This window comes from Scytonema sp. UIC 10036 (assembly GCF_009725235.1).
In genome coordinates this window covers 1-20,617 of the sequence record NZ_WJFC01000231.1, presented here as the reverse complement: position 1 = coordinate 20,617, position 20,617 = coordinate 1, and the positions used below count along the sequence as shown (strand labels likewise).

Sequence of the window (20,617 nt, the reverse complement as noted above, 5' to 3'; positions counted from 1 at the left end):
TTTTTAAAGCAAAAGTAGAAATATGTTTTTATAGTTCTGTCTTATTACCCAATGAGTTATACAAAGAAAAATACTTTGAGAGCAGAAATTTTAGTGGTAGATGATACACCATCTAATTTAGGTTTACTCTTTAAAATTTTAGGAAAAAATGGTTATAAAATTAGACCTGTAACAAGCGGTCAAGCAGCACTTGAGGTAGCTTTAATTTCACCACCCGACTTAATTTTGCTGGATATTCTGATGCCAGATATGACTGGATATGAAGTTTGTCAAAAGTTGAAAATAGACCCGCAAACTAGAGACATTCCAATTATCTTTGTGAGCGGCTTAAGTGAAGGCTTAGATAAAGCTAAAGCATTTCAAGTTGGAGCAGCAGATTACGTCACCAAACCATTTCAAGTTCAAGAAATTTTGGCACGAGTTAACAATCAAATCATGATTCTTTCTCAAAAACAACAACTTGAACGCGAGGTTTTACAGCGCCAACAAACAGAAGCAGCATTGCGATCGCAATACCAGCGTGAGCAAACACTAAATCGTATGATTCAAGCAATCCGCAATTCTTTGGACTTACCTGCTATCTTTTCTACGACTGTAACAGCCATAGGTAATTTAGTCGAAGCGAGGTGGGTTGGGATTATGGAGTATTTACCAAACCAAGAAATATGGCAACTAGTAGAACAGTATTTGCCTACAACATTGTCCCCAACTGCACAAAGACAAGAGATTTTTCCAACAGAAAATTTTTTAGCTGCACAACTCGAACAGTTACAAGCTTTTTGCTTGGATAAAGTCAATCAAGCAACCGATAGTTTAAATTTGCTCCAAGAACAGTATTCAAAAATTTGCTTACCCATCCCTATTTATTTAGATGAGCGGGTTTGGGGAAGTCTTTGTATTGTGAGACATCAATCATATCCTTGGACGGAATCAGATTTACAACTTATTGGAGTCATCACCGATCAATTGGCGATCGCAATTCAGCAATCAAAGCTTTATCAGCAATTAGAACAAGCAAATAAAGAACTAGAACGCCTTGCTCATTTAGATGGATTAACTCATGTAGCCAATCGCCGCAAATTAGACCAAGTTTTACAGCAAGAATGGCGGAGGCTGCAAAGAGAGCATTCACCTTTGTCGTTAATTTTGTGCGACATTGATAATTTTAAAGGCTATAATGATGCACTAGGTCATCTAGCCGGAGATTATTGTTTGCAACAAGTTGCCAGTACGATTAGTCGTTGTTTAAAACGCCCTGCTGACTTAGTTGCTCGTTATGGTGGAGATGAATTTGCAATTCTTCTTCCCAACACCACTTTAACAGGAGCAATGCAAGTGGCAGAACTTGTGCGTGCAGAAATACAACAACTCGAATTACCATCACCTCAATCCCAAAGTCAAGGTTGTATAACATTAAGTTTGGGAGTCAGTAGTTTGATTCCAACGCCAGAGAAGCAACCTGAGGAGTTATTCACAATAGCCGACAAAGCACTTTATCAAGCGAAAAAGCAAGGGCGCGATCGAGCAATGAATTACTACCTCCCCATTTCCTCTACGGCTAATAGTTGAACTCAAGTCAAATCCATAGGGCGTTCGGTATCATCTTCACCCAAATACTCTCCATTTTGAATTTCGAGAATAATCAGTGGAATACATCCTGGGTTTTCCACCTTGTGAAGCGTTGCAGGTGGCACAAAAGTTGACTCATTGCAGTTTAGTAATATTTCTTGGTCATTACAGCTAACCTTTGCAATTCCTGAAACAACAACCCAATGTTCGCTGCGATGGTAATGAATTTGTGGTTTAATGCCGTGCTTGGGTTTAATTTCTACACGGCTAATTCGGTAATATTCTCCTTCTTCTATGACCTCAACTTTGCCCCAGTATCTCGTACCAGAATGAGAGGAAGCCACATTTACGTTTAACTGAGTGCTATTTTCAGCTTGAGCCATAATTATTAAGTCTTTTTACCAGAGAACAATCACTATTTTGTAAGGAGCCTAGGTAAGCAGAAGCTTAGGTATCAAAAAATGTAACCACATGATAAATTCCCTTTTTTATGTTTAGATCCCAGACTTCTTAAAGGATACAGCTTGCTGCCGAGCGAGAGCTATAGCAATCCTATTTGAGATCCAAACAAGGGAGACAAGGGAGACAAGGAGGACAAGGAAGACTTGGAAGAGGTGTTTGTAAATCATTTAGGACTGCTATAGCTGCATCCAGGAGGCGGAGCCTCTTAAAAGGCATTCCCAGCCTGAGGCTGGGAACGAGGTGGACGAGGTGGGGCGCTAACGAGGTGGGGCGCTAACTTTTCACGATGATTAAGCAGCGTTTTTACGCCACCAGTCAATTGTATTTTTCAGCCCTTGCTTAAAGTCTACTTGGGCAGTGAAACCAAAAGCTTTCTTGGCTCTTTCTGTATCTAAACAACGGCGAGGTTGACCGTTAGGTTTATCTGTTTCCCAAATAATTTCGCCTTCAAATTCCATTAACTCACATATGAGATGAATCAAATTGCGAATAGAAATTTCATATCCCGTTCCCAAGTTGACGGGTTCGGACTCATTGTAGTATTGGGTACCCATGACGATACCTCGTGCTGCGTCTTCTGAATATAAAAACTCACGAGTTGGGCTACCGTCACCCCAAACTGGGAGTTTCTTTTCTCCTTTTATCTGTGCTTCATAAACTTTGCGAATTAACGCTGGAATGACGTGAGAGCTTCTGGGGTCAAAATTGTCTTCCGGTCCGTATAAGTTCACTGGCAACAGGTAAATGCCATTAAAGTTGTACTGTTGGCGGTACGCTTGCAGTTGAACGAGAAGGGCTTTTTTGGCGACTCCATAGGGGGCGTTTGTTTCCTCTGGGTAGCCATTCCACAGGTCATCTTCTTTAAATGGGACTGGGGTAAATTTGGGATAGGCACAGATAGTCCCAACACAGATAAATTTTTCTACTCCAGCTTGATAAGCAGCATGAATCAACTGGGTACCCATCATTAAGTTGTCGTAGAACAATTCAGCTGGTTTTTCACGGTTAAGACCAATTCCTCCTACATGGGCTGCTAGGTGAATGACAATGTCTTGTTGATCGACTGCTCTTTTGCAATTTTCCCATGTTCGCAGGTCGCATTCAAGAGATCGCGTTACTGTAATTTTGTTTTGGTCAGCGCCAGCCTGACAAAGTTGGGCAATCGTTTGCCGTCCCAAAAAACCGGCTCCACCAGTTACGAGAATACGTTTGTTCTTAAATTCTAAGGTGCTCATTTTTTGTCCTTATAGTAGCAAAAGCTGATAGTTCATTACTAATCGCTTATTAGAAGTGGAGCACACCCAGTTCTTGCCGAATCATGGCATTGTCTTGCAACACCTTTGCGACTTTACCATTTGGCGACTTGAGACCCAATGCTTGTAAGTCAGCTTCCACCATGATGGCGACCAATTGCTCAAATGTTACCGACGGTGCCCAGTTTAACTTTTGCCGCGCTTTGGTAGCATCCCCAATCAACAAATCGACTTCCGCCGGACGAAGATAGCGCTCATCAAACTCCACATAGTCTTGCCAATTCAGATTGACATAACCAAAAGCCAGTTCTAAAAACTCCCGTACTGAATGAGTTTCGCCCGTCGCAATGACGTAATCATCTGGTTGGTCTTGCTGTAGCATCAGCCACATGGCTCTCACGTAATCTTTGGCGTAGCCCCAATCACGCTTGGCATCCAGATTCCCCATGTACAGCTTTTTCTGCTTACCTGCAAAAATTCTAGCAACCGCCATTGTAATTTTGCGCGTTACAAAAGTTTCACCCCGTCTGGGAGACTCATGGTTGAACAAAATACCGTTACAAGCAAACATACCAAATGATTCGCGGTAATTGACTGTTTGCCAGTGAGCGTAAACCTTTGCACAGGCGTAAGGGCTGCGGGGGTAAAACCGTGTGGTCTCTTTCTGTGGGATTTCTTGTACCAAACCATACATTTCCGAAGAACCTGCTTGGTAAAATCTCACTTGAATGCCAGTGCGGTGCTGATAGTCGCGAATTGCTTCTAACAGACGTAAGGTTCCCATTCCCACTGAATCCACTGTATATTCTGGCGAATCAAAGCTGACCCGAACGTGGGATTGAGCACCTAAATTATAAATTTCCACTGGCTGAACTTCTTCAAGAATTCGGCGCAGAGTGGTACCGTCTGTTAAGTCCCCGTAGTGGAGAAGTAACTTCACTCCCTCTTTATGAGGGTCTTCGTACAAATGATCGATACGATCTGTATTGAAAGTGGAAGTTCGACGGATGATACCGTGAACCTCGTAACCTTGCTCTAGCAAAAATTCGCTTAGATATGAACCATCTTGACCGGTAATACCAGTAATTAACGCTCGCTTCCGTTGCGTCATGCTTAATTTTTCCTTGTTTTTACTGCGAAATGTTTACAGAAAACCCTGGTATAACCTAACAGGTATTTGTTCAATTGCCCAACGGGAAACCTACGAATCTCACTGGTACCTTAGCTTGTTGACATAAGTAAATCTGCTGAATTGAATGCTGGCTGTAAGGCTTACCTTACTTAACGAAAAAAATTTATTGTTTTTGTAATTTTTTTAGAATCTTTATCCAATATTCATCTATAATCGAGTTCTGTAAAGATTGTATGAAATTTCCCAAGTCCCCGACTTCTTCAACAAGTCGGGGAGCTAGCCAAAAAACTGCAAAGCAAAAAGTCAAAAGTCAAAAAAAGTTCCCGATCCAATTTTGACTTTTGACTCTGTAATTTATTCAGGATCTTAGCTAGATCGACGCAATATCAATATGCTCCATTATTTTTAGGAATAACGACAACGCCGATAGTTTTAAAAATTATCCACAAATCCAACCACAAGTTACGGAATTTGACATAATGCAGATCTATTTGAACCCGTCGCGGATAGGGAATATCATTACGCCCGGAGACTTGCCACAATCCAGTAATTCCCGGTCTGATTGTGAGAATCTGGTCTATGTAACAACCATATTTCGGTAACTCTTCTTCTACTAAAGGTCGCGGACCGACAACACTCATGTCTCCTTTTAATACATTCCAGAACTGGGGAAATTCATCCAAGCTAGTAATTCGCAAGAAACGACCAATCTTGGTAATACGGGGATCGTGTTTGAGCTTAAAGGTGGTCTCAAACTCGTCTCGCAAATGAGGCGATGTTTCCATGATTTGAACTAGAACTTCATCGGCATTGGTTACCATTGTTCGGAATTTAATACAATTAAAAGGTTTGTAATTTTTACCGACCCGTTCTTGAATATAAAAAATTGGACCGTTTGAGCTGAACGCAATCAGCAAGCCCAAGAGTAAATAGACGGGGGAAAACAAAATAAGTACCAACAGCGAAAACACAATGTCGAATAGTCGCTTGGCAAACTCTCCGTTTAAAGCCTGGAAAGACAAACCTTTGGGTTTTATTCGAGGCGTCTTTTTTGGTTGACCGCGTTTAAAGAAGGTACGCGAGCGTTTCCCGGAGAGGAGTGAGCTCTGGGCAGTCATCATACTCCTTAACAATCCACACCACACATAGTCCCAATCTTAAAGCTAAAAGGAGTTCCTAAGGATTGGCAAATTGCCAATCCTTAGCAAAACAAGACCATCAATTGGGTAATGGTCTTTTTTCTATACACTTATTTAAGAAGCCTAAGTACCGCTTGGCAAAGATTTGCGGGGAAAACTGGGTAGCGTGAACTCGGGCATACTCAGGGTTGAATTTCCCGCGATACGCTTCAAAGGTTTCTACTGCGTCTACTAGTGCGGCTTCGGTTTGCTCCTTGAAAAATATACCAGTTCCCGTATCACTTGAGTTACGCAAATCGCGCACTGTTTCCAGTGCTCCTCCTGCACCATAGGCGATAACTGGGGTGCCGCAAGCTTGCGCCTCTACTAAAGCAATCCCAAAATCTTCACAGGCTGCATATACAAATCCTTTGGCATTTGCCATATACTTTTTCACAACATCATCGGGTTGCCAGCCCAGTACTTGTATATTGCTATTTGCTATCCTGCGGATCGTTTTCATCTCTGGTCCTGTTCCAATTATGACTAACGGTAGTTGCAGTTTATTAAATGCCCTAACTATTAACGATACTTGTTTGTAAGTTACTAACCGGGAAACAATTAGGTAGAATTCCTCCTTTTGAGGCAAAAATGGACAAATGTCAACGTTTACTGGTGGGTAAATCACTTCTGCTTCTCTTCGATAGCAACGCCAGATACGGCGAGCTGTATGCTTGGAGTTAGCAATAAAGTAATCCACTCGATTTGCTGTCAATACATCCCATTGGCGTAAACCATGCAGCAAATAGCGTGTCAGCCAACCAGGGATACCACTACCTAGCTTACTGTGATTTAGATAATCGAAGGTGAGGTCCCAGGCATAACGCATGGGACTGTGACAGTAACAAATGTGTACTTGATCGGGTGTAGTCAGGACTCCTTTAGCAACAGCATGAGATGAAGACAAAATAACGTCATAATCCCGCAAATCTAGCTGTTCTATAGCTAGTGGCAACAAAGGTAAGTATTTTTGTACACCTTTTCGGGCAAATGGGAGCTTCTGAAGAAATGTTGTGCCAATTTTTCGCTTGTACAAATAGCTTTTGGGATTGATGGATTCAAAGTCGATAAGAGCGTATAAATCAGCATCAACGTGATTGAGAACCTCTTGCACAACAAGTTCCGAACCACCAGTGGCTTTCGGTGTCAGCCATTCATGAACCAAGGCATACTTCAAGGGCACAGCTAACTATGAGTATTTGGTAGAGAACACGCTTCGGTCAGTCACCTAAAGGATGAAGTATAAAGTATGAAGTATGGACTTTTTATCCTTTATCCTTTACCCTTTATCCTTCATACTTCCTGTTGTTACCAAAAGACGTAATCCTCTCAACGGAGGTTCCAGGGAAACACCACAACCTGATACTCTCAAATTGGGTCACTCCATAAATTAACTGACGAAGGAAATGACAATTTATGCGAATTCTCATTGTGGGTGGCACTCGGTTCATTGGTGTTTACCTAACTAAACTACTAGTGGAACAGGGGCATGAAGTTGTTCTGTTCAATCGTGGTAATCGTCCGGTACCCGTAGAAGGGGTAGGACAAATTACGGGCGATCGCACTGATGCTACTCAACTCAAGGAGAAATTATCCCACGAAAATTTTGATGCCATCTTTGACAATAACGGAAGGGAACTTTCTGATACTCAACCACTGGCGGAAATTTTTCAAGACCGGATACAACATTTTGTATACATGAGTTCTGCTGGGGTATATCTTAAATCCGACCAAATGCCTCATGTAGAAGGGGATACAGTCGATCCCAAAAGCCGCCATTTAGGTAAGCACGAAACAGAAGCGTATCTAACACAACTGGGATTGCCTTTGACCTCCATTCGCCCCACATACATATACGGTGCTCTAAACTACAACGATCTCGAAGCTTGGTTTTTTGACAGAATCACTCGCAATCGTCCCATCCCCATTCCTGGTAATGGCTTACACATTACCCAATTTGGACACGTAAAAGACCTAGCAACAGCAATGACCAAAGTTTTGGGCAATCCCAACGCCGTCAAACAAATTTACAACGTATCGGGCGATCGCTACGTCACATTTGATGGCTTAGCCCGTGCTTGTGCTGTAGCAGCTGGCAAAGAAGTTGATGAAATCAAAATCGTACATTACGAGCCCAAAAAATTTGATTTTGGCAAGCGCAAAGCCTTTCCCTTGCGCGTACAGCACTTTTTTGCTTCTGTCGAGAAAGCAAAAACACAATTAAACTGGCAACCCGAATATGACCTAATTTCCGGTCTCAAAGACTCTTACCAGAATGATTATCTGGCTTCAGGTCGCGAGCGCTCGGAAATAGATTTTTCAGTTGATGAAGAAATTTTGCAATCTTTATGAATTTCACGCAAAGACGCAAAGGCACAAACTTCCTCTTAGCGTCTTAGCGCCTTTGCGTGAGATTATTCTCCAACCAACATGAATCAACCTCAATACCAACCAAAGAACGTTTTAGCTTCCCGCGCCCGTCTTGGAGAAAGTCCGGTTTGGGATGCAACCCAAAAGCTACTTTACTGGGTAGATATTTACAACTACCGTGTCCATCAATTCAACCCTGCCACTGGACAAAATTCCTTTTTTGATGTAAAGGATGTTGTCGGTTGTGTTGCCCTTGCAGGTGCAAATCGATTAATTATGGCACAACGCGATCGCTTAGCATTTCTCAACACTCAGACAGGAGAAATCACACCTATCATCCAAGTTGAGACAAATAAGCCAAATAACCGCTTTAACGATGGCAAATGCGATCCTCAAGGACGCTTTTGGTTTGGTTCCATGAGTCAGGAAAAATCTCAAGCTTGTCTCTACCGCTACGATCCCGACAACTCCCTGCATTTAATGGAAACAGGATTGACAGTTTCCAACGGTTTAGGCTGGAGTTCTAACGGTAAAATATTTTACCTGACCGATTCCCAGCAGCAAAAAATCTATGCTTACGACTTTGATGCACAAACAGGTAATATTAGCAACCGTCGCATATTTGTCGATCTAACTCACGAGCCATTTTTTCCCGATGGATTGACCGTAGACAGTGAAGGACATATTTGGTCAGCAATGTGGGAGGGAGGATGTGTGATTCGCTTTGATTCCACAGGTCAAGAGATTTCGCGGATAAAATTACCTGTAAAACTTACTACCAACTGCACTTTCGGTGGCAAGGATTTGAAATTACTTTACATCACAACTGCTTCTGTAGGGCTTAGTCAAGCGGAAATTGACAAAAGTGTTTCTTCTGGCGACTTATTTGAAGTGCAAACCGATATTGCTGGGTTACCTTCCTATCATTTTGACTCTTAGACTTAATTTAAAAAGTAGATACACCCAACTTGAATAAAAGGTCAGACAAAGTTTGAAAGAGAATACACCCCGTCCTGAAGAAGAAAGAACCCTGTGCCTGAAGAGGAATAATTAAAAGTATGCTCAATTCCCAAGGATTTTTTATCAGTCAAAAGTAGCATTTATCACATACCTCTAAGGTAGTACTGTTTGCTCTAGGCGAAGAGAGTACGGAGGTCATATCATTGACAAGCATCTTTAAACTTTGTTGAGCAAAGAACCAGAACTATTAAAACGGTAAGCATAAGGTCTGGTCTTTGTTTCTTCTCCATTAACGACCAAAGCAATTAAGCAAGCATTGTGCTGAGTCAGTTGTTCGAGGCTTTCTTGTACGGCATGACTGTGACTGATTCCAGGGCGAACTACAAACATTACATTTGGTGTATCCATAGCCATAAGGACAGTTTCACTAGTCAAACTTACGGGGGCACTGTCAATGAGAACGTAATCGTAATTTTTTGTGGATTGGGCAGCCCTTAACATCTGCTCGAACCTTCCCTGTCTGACTAACTGCACAATTTTTTCACCTGCTAGGGGGACGGTTGCTAATAAGTCAAGATTGGGTTGTATTTCTACTGGCTGTGAAGTGATTTGTGAGTGTTGGGTAAAACCAAAACATCGGCTCAGTTGTGCGTGTCTTAAATCTCCATCCACAACTAAGACTCGAAAACCCAAATCTACAAGTGCAGAAGCTAGTCCCACTGTCATCGTGGTTTTCCCTTCTCCCATAATGGCACTGGTAATTAACAGCCGACCGTCGTTTATCGACTGCAAACTAATTGATGAAGCAAGGCGTTGAAACTCGATTTCTGTATTCTTTCCCTGTTGCCATCCTGCATTTGTTTGTTTGAGTCGGGGAATTCGCGCCACAATCCGAAATCTGATTGCTTGTAAATCTTTGGGGCTGAGCAAAGGGTTGCGTCTTTCTAACAACAACACCAAGGCAAGGCTACTAATAATTGCTGCTAGAAAAGTATTGATAACAACCAAAGAGATTTTGGGGCTAGTTGGTTTTGAGTCTACTTTGGGTGGATCGAGTACCTGTACGTTTGGATAGGCGTTAAAGGCGTCAATGTTATTCTGCTGTACTTGGGCAACCAAACCTTTATAAACACCTTCAGCAACGTCAACTTGTCGCTGTAGTTCTACTAATTTTTGCTGATTTGCTGGAAGAGACTTTAAGATAGTATTCAATTTTTCAATCTGGAGATTTAATAGTTCTGCCTGTTTCTTTTGCCCACTTGCTTCGCTTTCTGCCAATATTAATTGTTGAATAAGAGTGGAACGCCCTGCTTGACTTTCTGATGCAATTGTGGTGTCTACTTTGGTATTTGCAGCTGTACTAGCAATGTATTGCTGGAGTTGACGCTGCAATTGGTTGCGCTGATTCACAAGATTTTGAATTTGTGGATGGTCTTCTGTTAATGTAGTTCTTTGTTGCACTAAGACAGCTTCCACTTCAGCTAGTTTCTGTCGAACGTACTTGTAATTCTCGTTTTCACTCAAACCTACGGACTTCACCGCTTGGTTAAATGTTAGATTCAAGCGATTTGAGAGTGAAACGGCTCGATTTCGGTAAGCTTCTGCTTGTGCTTGTGCTTGTGCGTAAGATGCTGTTAGAGTGTCAAGGGTGTTGACTAAACCTTTCGTTTGTTCTTCAACATTGGCTAAACCCGTGGATTGCCTGAAATTTGACAATTCTATTTGTGCCTGAACTAATCTATATTTTGCTTGGTCTAATTCTTTCTGAGAAAACTGTAGCCGCGCTTGACTGTTGGCTTGCCGTAACTCGTTGAGACGGTTTTGATAAGCTTTTATGAGGTTATTGGTACGCGATCGCGCCAATGCAGGGCTAGATCCATTAACGCTCATCAAGATAATAGTAGACTTTTCTTGAGGTGTAACGTCAAACAATTTCTTATATTTAAAAAGCCGATCGAACTTACTTTTCTCAGGATCGGTGGCTAATACCTGCTCCAGTATCGCATCACTTGTTAGAATAGATGCTTGAACCTTCAATGGATTGACTTGATCGGAAAATCCCGGCTCTCGATTTTTCAGCGAGCCAAGAGTTCCCAAATTTGCATCTAGATTACTTGTGGGATCGGGCAGAATCAATTGTGTGGTAGCAGTCCACACTTTTTCCGAATAATGAACATATGCAACGGCAGATGCAAGCAAGAGCGCATTTAAGAATAGCAAGGGTTTCCAATGTCTACCTGTGATTGCAAGTACTCTATTCATCTAAATTACTCCAACTTGCGATTGCGTCTTTACTGTACAATTGACACTGACACAACAGTTAACCGAGTCCTGTTGAATTCAGTTAAATGATAGTACTGTGATTTTGTTGTATCTTACAATATATAACGGTAAAATTGGAAAAATTTTAGTATATTTTTGATTGATGAGTGTCGAAAATCTTCCCATCAAAATAAAAAGATAGTCATGGGCGATTTTCCACAACCGAGGAACACAATCCCTACTCCCTATTTTCGAGATCGATGCCAAACGTCTTATCCGACAAACCTAGCTCTGGTATCCAACACTTTAACTTCAGCGATCTGTCCGCTACCGAAAGGATAGTTTTTTGGTCAATAGTTCTGACACCTGTTTGGTGGCTTTTAGGGATACAGCCTTTGTTTTACCCAGCAGTCGCGATCGCGTTATTCGTAGCCTCCTTCGATCTAGACAAAATCACGAAAGGTTCTCTACCTGTATGTGTTTGGGCTTGGTTGGCAATGGCATTAGTGATGCTTTGGACTGCAACGATTGGTCTTCACAGTATGGGTTTTCCTTTAAAAGAAACTATAGCAGGTGCAGTCACCTTTTTGAAAAGTTACTTCTTCATTTTTGCGTGCTTGGTGTTACCATTCTGGACTAAGTTAAGAACGCACGTGATTACTCGTGCAACTGCTGTGATGGCAATAAGCTACTTGATTGCAACAGCCATTCAGATGGTTTTGCTGGTTGTTGGCATTCGTGACACAGCTTATGCACCACTATTAGCACGTTTGGTTCCTGGAGAAAAAAGCAGTTTGATGATTGTTCTTGCTAGCATCCAACCTTTCTTTGGTATTCCCCTACCAAGAACAGTCCTTTACACACCCGATCCTCCCATTCTAGGCATTTGTGGTGTTTTGTGTTTCCTAATTTGTCTTGGAGAAACAAACCGTCAGTTACGCAACTGGGCATTAGCTGGTTCATTGTGTGCTTTAATAGTAAGCTTTAGTCGTTTGGCTTGGATTTGCTTACCCCTAGCACTTCTGATTATTGTTTGCTTCCAAAGTCAAATCATCCAAGAAATTTATCTTTGGTTAGCCTCATTGACATTTTTAATTTGCTCGTTTCTGGGGTTAACAGTAGGAGATTTAGTAGATAAACCCATGGAAATTTTTGATAGTGCTCGTGCGGAATCATCAAAAGTACGGGCATTAGTTGTCAGTAAAACTCTTGAGGCTTGGCAAGAGAAACCTTGGCTGGGTTGGGGAGTCATCAGTGGTTCGGTAAACGTGTATGACAACGAGTACGTCACCCTTGCCTCTTTTTCTAGTTATGCTGCAGTGCTTTATTTACACGGCATAGTTGGTTTGATTGTTTTAATATTTGCCTTAATCGTTACACTCTTTGCTTTTTACACTCCTTCTGTACGTGGCAGTATTTTAAGCAAACGAGCATTTGCCTGCTTAATCGTACTGTACATACAGATGAATTCTATCCCTTTAAGTTGGGTGGCAATCTCTATTTGGTTCTTCTTTCTTTGGCTAGGTGCTGTTCTCCAAGAAACACACAGCAATAGGAGTACTATCTTTAATTGGGAACAGTTGGTGATGTAAAAATGACTACTCCCTTTACGCTCGAAGATTACCTATTTAAATGAACCACATTTCGGAACAATCAAAATTGGTATGATGTTCATCCAATTGTTGTTGAATTGTTGCGTGAGGAGGGGTTAATTGATGCAGGCAAATAATCAAAATGAAAAGATAAACCTTGATGAACCAAATCAAGATGCTTATGATGATTTAATTGTCTCCATTGAAGCTGGAGAAGGTAAGTTAAATTTACTGATTGGTGTGTGCGATCGCATTGCTTTGTGTCATCAAATAATCGAACGCTATGAAACAGAATTAAATCCTCATTTTCATACCTATCGTATTACATTAGACGCAAAAGAACCAAATTTAAAAGTTGCTATTCAACAACTAGTAGAAAAATCGGAATATTTACAACAGCATCAACCATCTGTGATTACTGTCACGGGTACAGAAAAGCTGTCTTTTCTAAGACTGGGGGAAGAACAATCAGCACAGGAAAAGTTTTTTGGTTATTTGCAGTGGACAAGGGAAGGTTTGCGAGAATTTCCCTTTACAATTATTTTATGGGTGACACATCAATTGATGGTTAATTTAATTAAAAAAGCGCCGGATTTTTGGAGTTGGCGGAATGGAGTATTCCGGTTTGTTTCCCATAAGAAAAATGTAATTTCTACAAGAGAATTGGAGGGGATACGTTTTGCATTAACAGGTACGGAGTTAGAAGATTTTAATAGCGATAATGACTATTTCTTACCCCTTGAGGATTTACAAATATTAATTCAGCAAATAGAACAGCAAAGCGGAATTAAAGACGCAAAATTAGCCAGTTTGTATATGAAATTGGCGAAGATTTATGAACAGAGATGGGCACGAGGTGAAGCGCAGGACTATCAAAAAGAATTAGATTTAGCTATAGAGTATAGCTGTAAAGCTCTGAAATTGCAAAAAGAATTAGGTTTAGATGAAGATTTCGCTACCAGTTTAGACAATTTGGCTGGACTTTACTATTTCCAAGGAAGGTACGAGCAAGCAGAATCTCTGTATCAAAAAGCATTGTCGCTCAGGCAACGGCTCTTGGGAAAAGAGCATCCTGATGTCGCCCAAATTTACAACAACCTGGCTAATCTCTACTCATCCCAAGGAAGGTACGAGCAAGCAGAATCTCTGTATCAGAAAGCATTGACGCTCATGCAACGGTTCCTGGGAGAAGAACATTCCGATGTCGCCCAAATTTACAACAACCTGGCAGAACTTTACGAATTTCAAGGACGGTACAGCGAAGCAGAATCTCTGTATCAAAAAGCATTGTCCCTCAGGCAACGGCTTCTGGGAGAAGAGCATCCCTCTGTTGCCGACAGTTACAACAACCTGGCTTTACTCTACTCATCTCAAGGAAGGTACGAACAAGCAGAACCTCTGTTTAAAACAGCACTAGAGATGATGCAAAAGCTCCTGGGAGAAGAACATCCCTTTGTCGCTACCAGTTACAACAATCTGGCTAATCTCTACTATTCCCAAAGACGGTATACAGAAGCGGAGCCTCTGTTTCAAAAAGCACTAGAACTAAGGCAAAGGCTGCTGGGAGAAGAGCATCCCTCTGTCGCCACCAGTTACAACAATCTAGCTAATCTCTACTATTCCCAAGGACGGTACTCTGAAGCGGAGCCTCTGTTTCAAAAAGCACTAGAACTAAGGCAACGGTTGCTGGGAGAAGAGCACCCGGATGTCATTCGTCACAAGTTAAAGCAAATCTCTTTTTGTCAACAGTAATTAAGCTATAAATTCCAAGATGTACTGAGTATCGAATTTAGCTTAATACTCAGTTTTGAGGACAGGAGTAAAGGACGCTTTTTGATATGACGCGATCGCAGGCTGAAAAATTCGGTTTTTCACCCCGATTTTGTCCCAATTTTTCAGCATTATTGCTTATTGACAAAGAGTTTATAAGCTTAACTTGTGACCAATGCCCGGATGTCGCCTAAAATTTATAACAACCTGACTGACTCTATGTAAAGGCGGAACTTTATGCTGCTAGTTGGCACTTGGTAACACCAACCCTAACAATACCCCTAGTACTACCGCCGCTCTCTATTTGGAAACTGTGAATGCGTATAGCTTATTATTAAACACGCCTTTGCCGTAGCGGCTGTAGCCTGAGCCCCAATACACCGTACCATTAACCACTGCAGCACCTGCAACCACTGACTCCCCGCTGTTAAAACCCCCTCAAGGTTCTGTCTCCCAATAAACAAATTCTGTTATGCTTAAAAATTGGTAGAACTTGAGATATTAACAATTTTTGTTCGTCAAGATTACTGCTTCCCAACTTAGATAGGAGTTCAAAATATACAGGAAAGGCTCTTTTATCCCCTCCCTTTACAGGGGAGGGTTAGGGTGGGGTAATAATCTTTTTGTAATATAACGATACAGAATGTGAAGCAGAGGTAGGAACAGATTTCTTCCTACGTGCAAGTAGCAGGTATACCGAAGGCACAAAGTAGAGTGACAGCAGAGTTACGCCTCCCAAACCACCAGCAATAATAATAGCCAGTGGATTCCAGAAACCTGTCGGATCGAACAAAAGGGGTGTAAAGCCAGCCGTATCGGTGATAGTTGTGGCAATCATATGGCGAGTGGAATGCACAACGACTTCTTGTACTGCTGAGCGATCGCCCAAACTAGCAAGCGGATCTGCCTGCAAAGCTGCCAGAACAACAGTCGCTTCATTGACGGCAATTCCTATCAGCCCAATGGTACCAAGAATTGCTGTAAAACCAAAAGGGTAGCCAGATATCCATAAAGCCAGCAATCCCAATCCCACTGAAAGTAAAGCGATGATACCAATGCATCCTGCCAAAGCAAATGAGTTAAAAGTCAGTACTAATGTTGCTGTCATCAGCACCCCTAAGACTCCCACTGTAGATAACAAATTGGCGATCGCAGTCCCGCGCTCTTCTGCTTCTCCACCAAATTCTAAAGTATAGCCTGGGGGGAGTTGCAATTTTTTTAAATGTATGCGTTGTTGAAACTCAGCTAGCACAACTGCAGGTAGCGCCCCAGCCGTGATAAACCCTTGAACAATGTTAACTCGTCTTCCGTCGCGACGAGGAATGACAGCTAAATCTGGAACGAGCTGTACGTCACCAACAGATGCGAGAGGAATGGTTTTGTTGTCTGAAGATGAAGCTCCGTTGGGTAGTAAGTCAAGGGCGGCGATTTGGTTGAGTTCGCTACGGTTAGAGTCCGATACACGTACACGCACGGGTAATTCTTCTGTTGATTCTAATACAGAACCTCCTGTTATACCTTCAAGGGTCGTGTCCAGTTGACGGGCGATCGCACTCCTATCTAGCCCCACGACTCGTGCTTGTTCTTCATCAACTTTGATTGCGAGTTTTGGTTGTGCGTCTGTCAAACTAGCACGAGTATGAAGTACATCTTGAATTTGCGAGAGTTCTGCACGAATTTGATTGCCCAATACCCGGAGTTTTTCCAAGTCAGGTCCGTACACGCGAACTTCCACTGGTGCATCAAACGGGGGTCCTTGCTCAATTTGCCGCACGAGGACTTGAGCGCTGGGAAATGCTTTGTCAAGCTCATCCTGTAAGCTTTGAATAACACGACTGGGTAAAACATTTGGTCGCAATTGCACGAGTCCTTGAGCATAATTTGCTGCATTCTCCCTATTACCAATGACGTTATAATAGAAAGTTGGCGCACTTTCCCCCACCAACCAATGAACATCAACAATATCAGGATGCTTGAGAATTAAATTCCGTGCTTGCAGAACTTGGGTTTGTGTTTGACTTAAAGCCGCTTGGCTTGGCAATTCAAAATCAATATAGAATTGGTTTCGACCAGCAGGAGGAAAAAATTGCTGTTTCAGATCCACACTGAGGGTAAATCCAGTCACTGGTATTAGGAGAGCCAAACTGACTGCAAGCATGGGGCGGCTAAATGTTTTCTGTAATGTCCAACGGTAAAGTCGGGTCAAACTGGGATGGGAGAAACCTTGTTCCAGCCAAGTTGGAATTCGAGAGTTTTGCTTCCTCTGGTGAAGTAAACCTGACAAAGCAGGAAGAACAGTCAGTGAAATCAACAATGAACTGATGAGTCCAAGAATTCCACTAATTCCAATAGTGCCAGTAAATTCCCCTACACCACCAGGAGCTAGAGCAATGGGTAAAAATGCTAACACTGTTGTTATAGTTGAACTGAGTAAGGGAATTCCCATGTGACGCACGCTGTCTGCGATCGCATCTTGCGAACTCATTCCCTGATGCAATCGAATTTGCACTTCATCTGCCATGCAAATGGCATTATCTATTAACAGACCGATGGCAATAATTAATCCCGTCATAGATATTTGATGCAAGGGAACACCCAAGACTTTCATTCCACCAAACACAAGTAGCGTTGCTAAGGGCAAAGTTGCACCAACTACCACGGCGGATCGCCAACCCATTGCAAATAAAATCACCACCATGGCGAGCACCGAACCAGTAACCAATTCTTGAATAACCCCTCTAATACGGTTCTTAACATAATGGCTTTGGTCAAGAACGGTTTTGATACCGATACCATTGGGTAATTCAGATTGAAATTTTTTGAGAACTTCACGTGCTGATTCTGCCCAGGAATCGACTCGGATTCCTGACTCAACTGTAGCTGCGATAATAATGGCGGGTTTGCCAGAAACAAAGGCTAAACTATTTGGTGGCTCAACAATACCTTTGCTAACTTGAGCAATGTCGCTCAAACGTGTCACTTGCGCCGATTGACTGGTGCGAATGGGAATATTGCGAATGCGATCGAGAGAGTCTAATTCCCCCGACACTTCAAATAATAGTTCATTAGTGGTACTGCGAAGTTGCCCCGCACTCACCTTGGCATCACTTGCTTGAATTTGACGGGATAATTCTTCAGTGGTTAACCCCAACATTGCCAAATGAGCAGGGTTGATTTCAACTCGAATTTCTTCGTCTGGATCGCCAAAGAGTTCCACTTTGTCAGTACCGTACAGCGATCGCATCTTATCTTCCAATGTTTCCGCCCATCTACGCAATACTGCGTAATTTGCAGGTGTATTTTCTAGCCAAGTTAAGCCAGCAATAAGGGAATTGGCTTTCACTTCTCGATCTTCGTACTTAGGCTGCAATGCTCCTGGTGGTAGTTGTGCGATCGCATCATCAATCTGACTCCGAACTCTTGCCCAAACCTTATCAACATCTTCTACTGTTTCTTTCAGGTTGACGGTAACAATAGAAATTCCAGTATCAGACCGAGATTCGAGAACATCTACCTCTTCAATCTCTGATAATTCTTGCTCAATGGGTTCTGTGACTAATGTTTCTACTCTCTCGGCAGTAGCTCCAGGAAATAAAGTTGTGACGGTTGCAACTCTTTGGGTTATTTCTGGATCTTCTAGGCGAGGAAGGGAGAAGAAAGAAGATAATCCCCAGACAAGAATGAGTGTCAAGGTAAGGATGAGCAGTTGGCGGTTGCGATAGAAAAGGGTAAACATTGTGATTTTGGATTTTGGATTTTGGATTTTGGATTTTGGATTTTTAAATTCGTCATTGGTCATTAGTCATGAGTCCTTAACAAATGACAAATGACAAATGACCAATCGTCAATCCCTAATCGCTAATCTGGACTAATTGACCGGGTACAATTCGCTGGGTACCATCGACTATCACCATGTCACTTGCTAGGAGTGTTCCTCGCACGAGAACGCGGTTTCCCTGAGTGTGTAACACTTCTACATTGCGCTGTTCGACTCGATAAGATTGTGTTTTGTCTTGTGAATTTTTTTCTGTAGCTAAGGCATAACAAGACCACAAACCACGTTCTCCTTTTACCAAGGCGGCAATTGGTAACCAGTATCCATTTGTTGAGATGGTTTGTGGAATGGCTAATCTTGCAATCTGTCCGGGTGCTACGGATTGGGCTATGGAGTTCTCTAATTTCAGCACTATGGTGCGAGTACGAGTTGTGGGATTGACTTCTGGCAAAATTGATACAACTCTACCTCTATACATTGTTTGTCCAACTTGCACCTTCTGTTGGCTACCTGGTTGTATCTGGGGAGTCAATTGTACGGGGACTCCAATTTCTACTTCTGGGTTAGCATTTTCTACCAAGCGCAGGACTGACTGACTTGCATTGACAACAGTGCCTTCATCTAACCGACGTGCGGCAATAATCCCGGAGTAAGGAGCTTTGATGGTACTCTTGGCAATGTTAACTTTGACTTCGGCAATGCTGGCATCTAACTGTTTGACTGCTGCTTGCTGTGCTGCAATCTGTTCTTTACGAGTTCCGGCTAAGAGTTCATCTAATTCACTGCGAGCAACTGCTAGACGTTGTGTTAAGGCATTGGCGTTGAAAGCGACTTCGTCATACTGCTCTCTAGAAATGGCTCCTTGAGTGTATAAATCTTGTCTTCGAGAACGTTTGATTTCGTCTAGCTTTAAGAGTTCTTCTAATTGTTTGACTTGGGCGCGGGCTGCAGCTATTTTCTCTATGCGCGGTCCTGCTTTGAGTTCTTCTAGAACTGCTACGGCTTGGGCTTTACGGGCAAGCAATTCTTGGAGTTGTGTTTCTAAGTTACTGATATCGAGTTTTGCTAGGGCAGTTCCCTCCACTACGCGATCGCCGCGATCGACATTGAGTTTAACAACTCTTCCCGATCTCTCAAAACCTAATTCACTTGCTCGTAATGCTGCTACCTCCCCCGTATAAGTTTGCAACACTTGATAGGACTTGACTGCTTCTATTGGTTGTGCTTTCACCGGGATAATACGGACAGGAGAGGTTTTTTGTATGTCTTTCTTTTGATTTGTAATTGTCAGACTTAGTAATGCTAGGATTGCGATCGCACCTACCAAAACGAATCTCCACCGTCTCAATTTGAGTGGTGGCATGGCTTCCACTAAGTTACTACTGCTTATTGGCAATACCGTATCGTGCTTTACAGACTCATCACTCATAAGTTCTGTCCTCGTAGAAATTCTCAACATTGCACGACCATACAGGTGTTCCTCATTGGTACAGCCACTGTTAGGAATGCACTTCTTAGTTCAATTTTTTTTCTCAAATTATGTTTATGCAAAAAGTTGCATAAAATCTATTTCTGTTAATGTATATTCAATACAATGTTCGTGTCAAGGGGTTGCGATCGTGGCGCTAGCGCACGCTGTTATGTCTTTATTGGCGAAAAAAGCCTACAGTGGATATGAAATTGGAAAAGAATTTGAAGATAGTGTTGGTTATTTCTGGCAAGCAACTCACCAACAGATATATCGGGAACTGAAAAAGCTAGAAGAACAAGGCTGGGTAAGTGTCGAAGCGATCGCCCAGGGAAAACCTTTGGACAAGAAAATTTACCACCTAACCGAACTCGGACAGCAAAAGTTAGCGGAGTGGATTGACGAAGAGTGCGAACTAGGACCTATCCGAGAAGACATTTTGGTTAAAGTTTTTGCAGGTAAGTTGGTGTCTCCCCAGGTGTTACTTCAACATTTAGAACAGAACCGCCGTCTCCACTTGAAGCGGTTAGAAGCGTATAAAGAGATAGAAAAGCGCCTTTTTGCCCATCCGGAAGAACTATCTTATGGCGAGTTGTGTCAATATATGGTTTTGAAGATGGGTATTTGTTGTGAGAAGGCGTGGAACAGTTGGTGTGAAGAGTCGATAGAAGTGTTGCAGAATGTCAAGGAATAAAAATTACCCCCCTCTGTCCCCCCTTGCCAAGGCTACCGTCTACACATAAGTCTGAAATAATTAATTACCCCACCCTAACCCTCCCCTTGGAAAGGGGAGGGAATTGGAAATTCAATTTCCCCCCTTTATAAG

General features: G+C 42.3%; 14 protein-coding genes and 1 pseudogene. 6 read left to right on the top strand and 9 right to left on the bottom strand.

Features of this window, described 5'->3' with window-relative positions; genetic code table 11:
* Positions 1-51 precede the first annotated feature (51 nt).
* Entirely contained in the window at positions 52-1,569 is a 1,518-nt protein-coding gene (locus F7734_RS52705; RefSeq protein WP_155752229.1) for a diguanylate cyclase, read from the top strand.
* A 2-nt stretch (positions 1,570-1,571) separates the two neighbouring features.
* Here the strand turns inward: F7734_RS52705 and F7734_RS52700 are convergent, their stop codons facing one another.
* The 5 genes from F7734_RS52700 to F7734_RS52680 form a co-directional block, all read right to left on the bottom strand.
* Positions 1,572-1,952, bottom strand: coding sequence for a phosphomannose isomerase type II C-terminal cupin domain (locus F7734_RS52700; RefSeq protein ID WP_155752228.1), 381 nt, complete (start codon positions 1,950-1,952; stop codon positions 1,572-1,574).
* A 369-nt stretch (positions 1,953-2,321) separates the two neighbouring features.
* Positions 2,322-3,266 carry a GDP-L-fucose synthase gene (locus F7734_RS52695; protein WP_155752227.1) on the bottom strand — a complete coding sequence of 315 codons (945 nt, stop codon included), beginning with the start codon at positions 3,264-3,266 and terminating at the stop codon, positions 2,322-2,324.
* Positions 3,267-3,315: 49 nt separating this feature from the next.
* Positions 3,316-4,395: a GDP-mannose 4,6-dehydratase gene (gene gmd / locus F7734_RS52690; protein WP_155752226.1), complete on the bottom strand. Its 1,080-nt coding sequence runs from the start codon at positions 4,393-4,395 to the stop codon at positions 3,316-3,318.
* A 407-nt stretch (positions 4,396-4,802) separates the two neighbouring features.
* Positions 4,803-5,534: a sugar transferase gene (locus F7734_RS52685; protein WP_155752233.1), complete on the bottom strand. Its 732-nt coding sequence runs from the start codon at positions 5,532-5,534 to the stop codon at positions 4,803-4,805.
* A gap of 100 nt (positions 5,535-5,634) precedes the next feature.
* Positions 5,635-6,777: a glycosyltransferase gene (locus tag F7734_RS52680; protein WP_166482704.1), complete on the bottom strand. Its 1,143-nt coding sequence runs from the start codon at positions 6,775-6,777 to the stop codon at positions 5,635-5,637.
* A gap of 233 nt (positions 6,778-7,010) precedes the next feature.
* Here F7734_RS52680 and F7734_RS52675 point away from each other — a divergent pair, with 233 nt between their 5' ends.
* Both F7734_RS52675 and F7734_RS52670 read left to right on the top strand, forming a co-directional pair.
* Positions 7,011-7,946 (top strand): NAD-dependent epimerase/dehydratase family protein, encoded by a 936-nt coding sequence (locus tag F7734_RS52675; protein WP_155752225.1) that lies wholly within the window; start codon positions 7,011-7,013, stop codon positions 7,944-7,946.
* 78 nt (positions 7,947-8,024) lie between these two features.
* Positions 8,025-8,903, top strand: coding sequence for an SMP-30/gluconolactonase/LRE family protein (locus F7734_RS52670; RefSeq protein WP_155752224.1), 879 nt, complete (start codon positions 8,025-8,027; stop codon positions 8,901-8,903).
* Positions 8,904-9,140: 237 nt separating this feature from the next.
* Here F7734_RS52670 and F7734_RS52665 read toward each other — a convergent pair whose 3' ends face one another.
* A complete protein-coding gene (locus F7734_RS52665) occupies positions 9,141-11,186 on the bottom strand; it encodes a GNVR domain-containing protein (protein ID WP_155752223.1) in 2,046 nt (681 codons plus the stop codon).
* A gap of 260 nt (positions 11,187-11,446) precedes the next feature.
* Between F7734_RS52665 and F7734_RS52660 the strand changes: the two genes are divergently transcribed.
* The gene (locus F7734_RS52660) at positions 11,447-12,778 is read left to right on the top strand and encodes an O-antigen ligase family protein (protein WP_155752222.1); all 1,332 of its coding nucleotides are present in this window, start codon (positions 11,447-11,449) and stop codon (positions 12,776-12,778) included.
* 123 nt (positions 12,779-12,901) lie between these two features.
* The gene (locus F7734_RS52655) at positions 12,902-14,530 is read left to right on the top strand and encodes a tetratricopeptide repeat protein (protein WP_155752221.1); all 1,629 of its coding nucleotides are present in this window, start codon (positions 12,902-12,904) and stop codon (positions 14,528-14,530) included.
* A 463-nt stretch (positions 14,531-14,993) separates the two neighbouring features.
* Here F7734_RS52655 and F7734_RS64695 read toward each other — a convergent pair.
* The 3 genes and pseudogenes from F7734_RS64695 to F7734_RS52645 form a co-directional block, all read right to left on the bottom strand.
* Positions 14,994-15,128 (bottom strand): annotated as a pseudogene (locus tag F7734_RS64695) (IS4 family transposase); the annotation flags it as partial.
* 21 nt (positions 15,129-15,149) lie between these two features.
* Complete coding sequence (locus F7734_RS52650; RefSeq protein ID WP_347566442.1) at positions 15,150-18,347, bottom strand: efflux RND transporter permease subunit; 3,198 nt, start codon at positions 18,345-18,347, stop codon at positions 15,150-15,152.
* 52 nt (positions 18,348-18,399) lie between these two features.
* Positions 18,400-19,752: an efflux RND transporter periplasmic adaptor subunit gene (locus F7734_RS52645; RefSeq protein ID WP_155752220.1), complete on the bottom strand. Its 1,353-nt coding sequence runs from the start codon at positions 19,750-19,752 to the stop codon at positions 18,400-18,402.
* Positions 19,753-19,942: 190 nt separating this feature from the next.
* Here F7734_RS52645 and F7734_RS52640 point away from each other — a divergent pair, with 190 nt between their 5' ends.
* Positions 19,943-20,485, top strand: a complete 543-nt coding sequence (locus F7734_RS52640) for a PadR family transcriptional regulator (protein WP_166482703.1) — start codon at positions 19,943-19,945, stop codon at positions 20,483-20,485.
* Positions 20,486-20,617 lie beyond the last annotated feature (132 nt).

Bases quoted from the DNA above. Each gene is read 5' to 3' on its own strand.
- F7734_RS52705 (WP_155752229.1), top strand. From the start codon at position 52: ATGAGTTATACAAAGAAAAATACTTTGAGAGCAGAAATTTTAGTGGTA.
- F7734_RS52700 (WP_155752228.1), bottom strand. From the start codon at position 1,952: ATGGCTCAAGCTGAAAATAGCACTCAGTTAAACGTAAATGTGGCTTCC.
- F7734_RS52695 (WP_155752227.1), bottom strand. From the start codon at position 3,266: ATGAGCACCTTAGAATTTAAGAACAAACGTATTCTCGTAACTGGTGGA.
- gmd (WP_155752226.1), bottom strand. From the start codon at position 4,395: ATGACGCAACGGAAGCGAGCGTTAATTACTGGTATTACCGGTCAAGAT.
- F7734_RS52685 (WP_155752233.1), bottom strand. From the start codon at position 5,534: ATGACTGCCCAGAGCTCACTCCTCTCCGGGAAACGCTCGCGTACCTTC.
- F7734_RS52675 (WP_155752225.1), top strand. From the start codon at position 7,011: ATGCGAATTCTCATTGTGGGTGGCACTCGGTTCATTGGTGTTTACCTA.
- F7734_RS52670 (WP_155752224.1), top strand. From the start codon at position 8,025: ATGAATCAACCTCAATACCAACCAAAGAACGTTTTAGCTTCCCGCGCC.
- F7734_RS52665 (WP_155752223.1), bottom strand. From the start codon at position 11,186: ATGAATAGAGTACTTGCAATCACAGGTAGACATTGGAAACCCTTGCTA.
- F7734_RS52660 (WP_155752222.1), top strand. From the start codon at position 11,447: ATGCCAAACGTCTTATCCGACAAACCTAGCTCTGGTATCCAACACTTT.
- F7734_RS52655 (WP_155752221.1), top strand. From the start codon at position 12,902: ATGCAGGCAAATAATCAAAATGAAAAGATAAACCTTGATGAACCAAAT.
- F7734_RS52650 (WP_347566442.1), bottom strand. From the start codon at position 18,347: ATGACCAATGACGAATTTAAAAATCCAAAATCCAAAATCCAAAATCCA.
- F7734_RS52645 (WP_155752220.1), bottom strand. From the start codon at position 19,752: ATGAGTGATGAGTCTGTAAAGCACGATACGGTATTGCCAATAAGCAGT.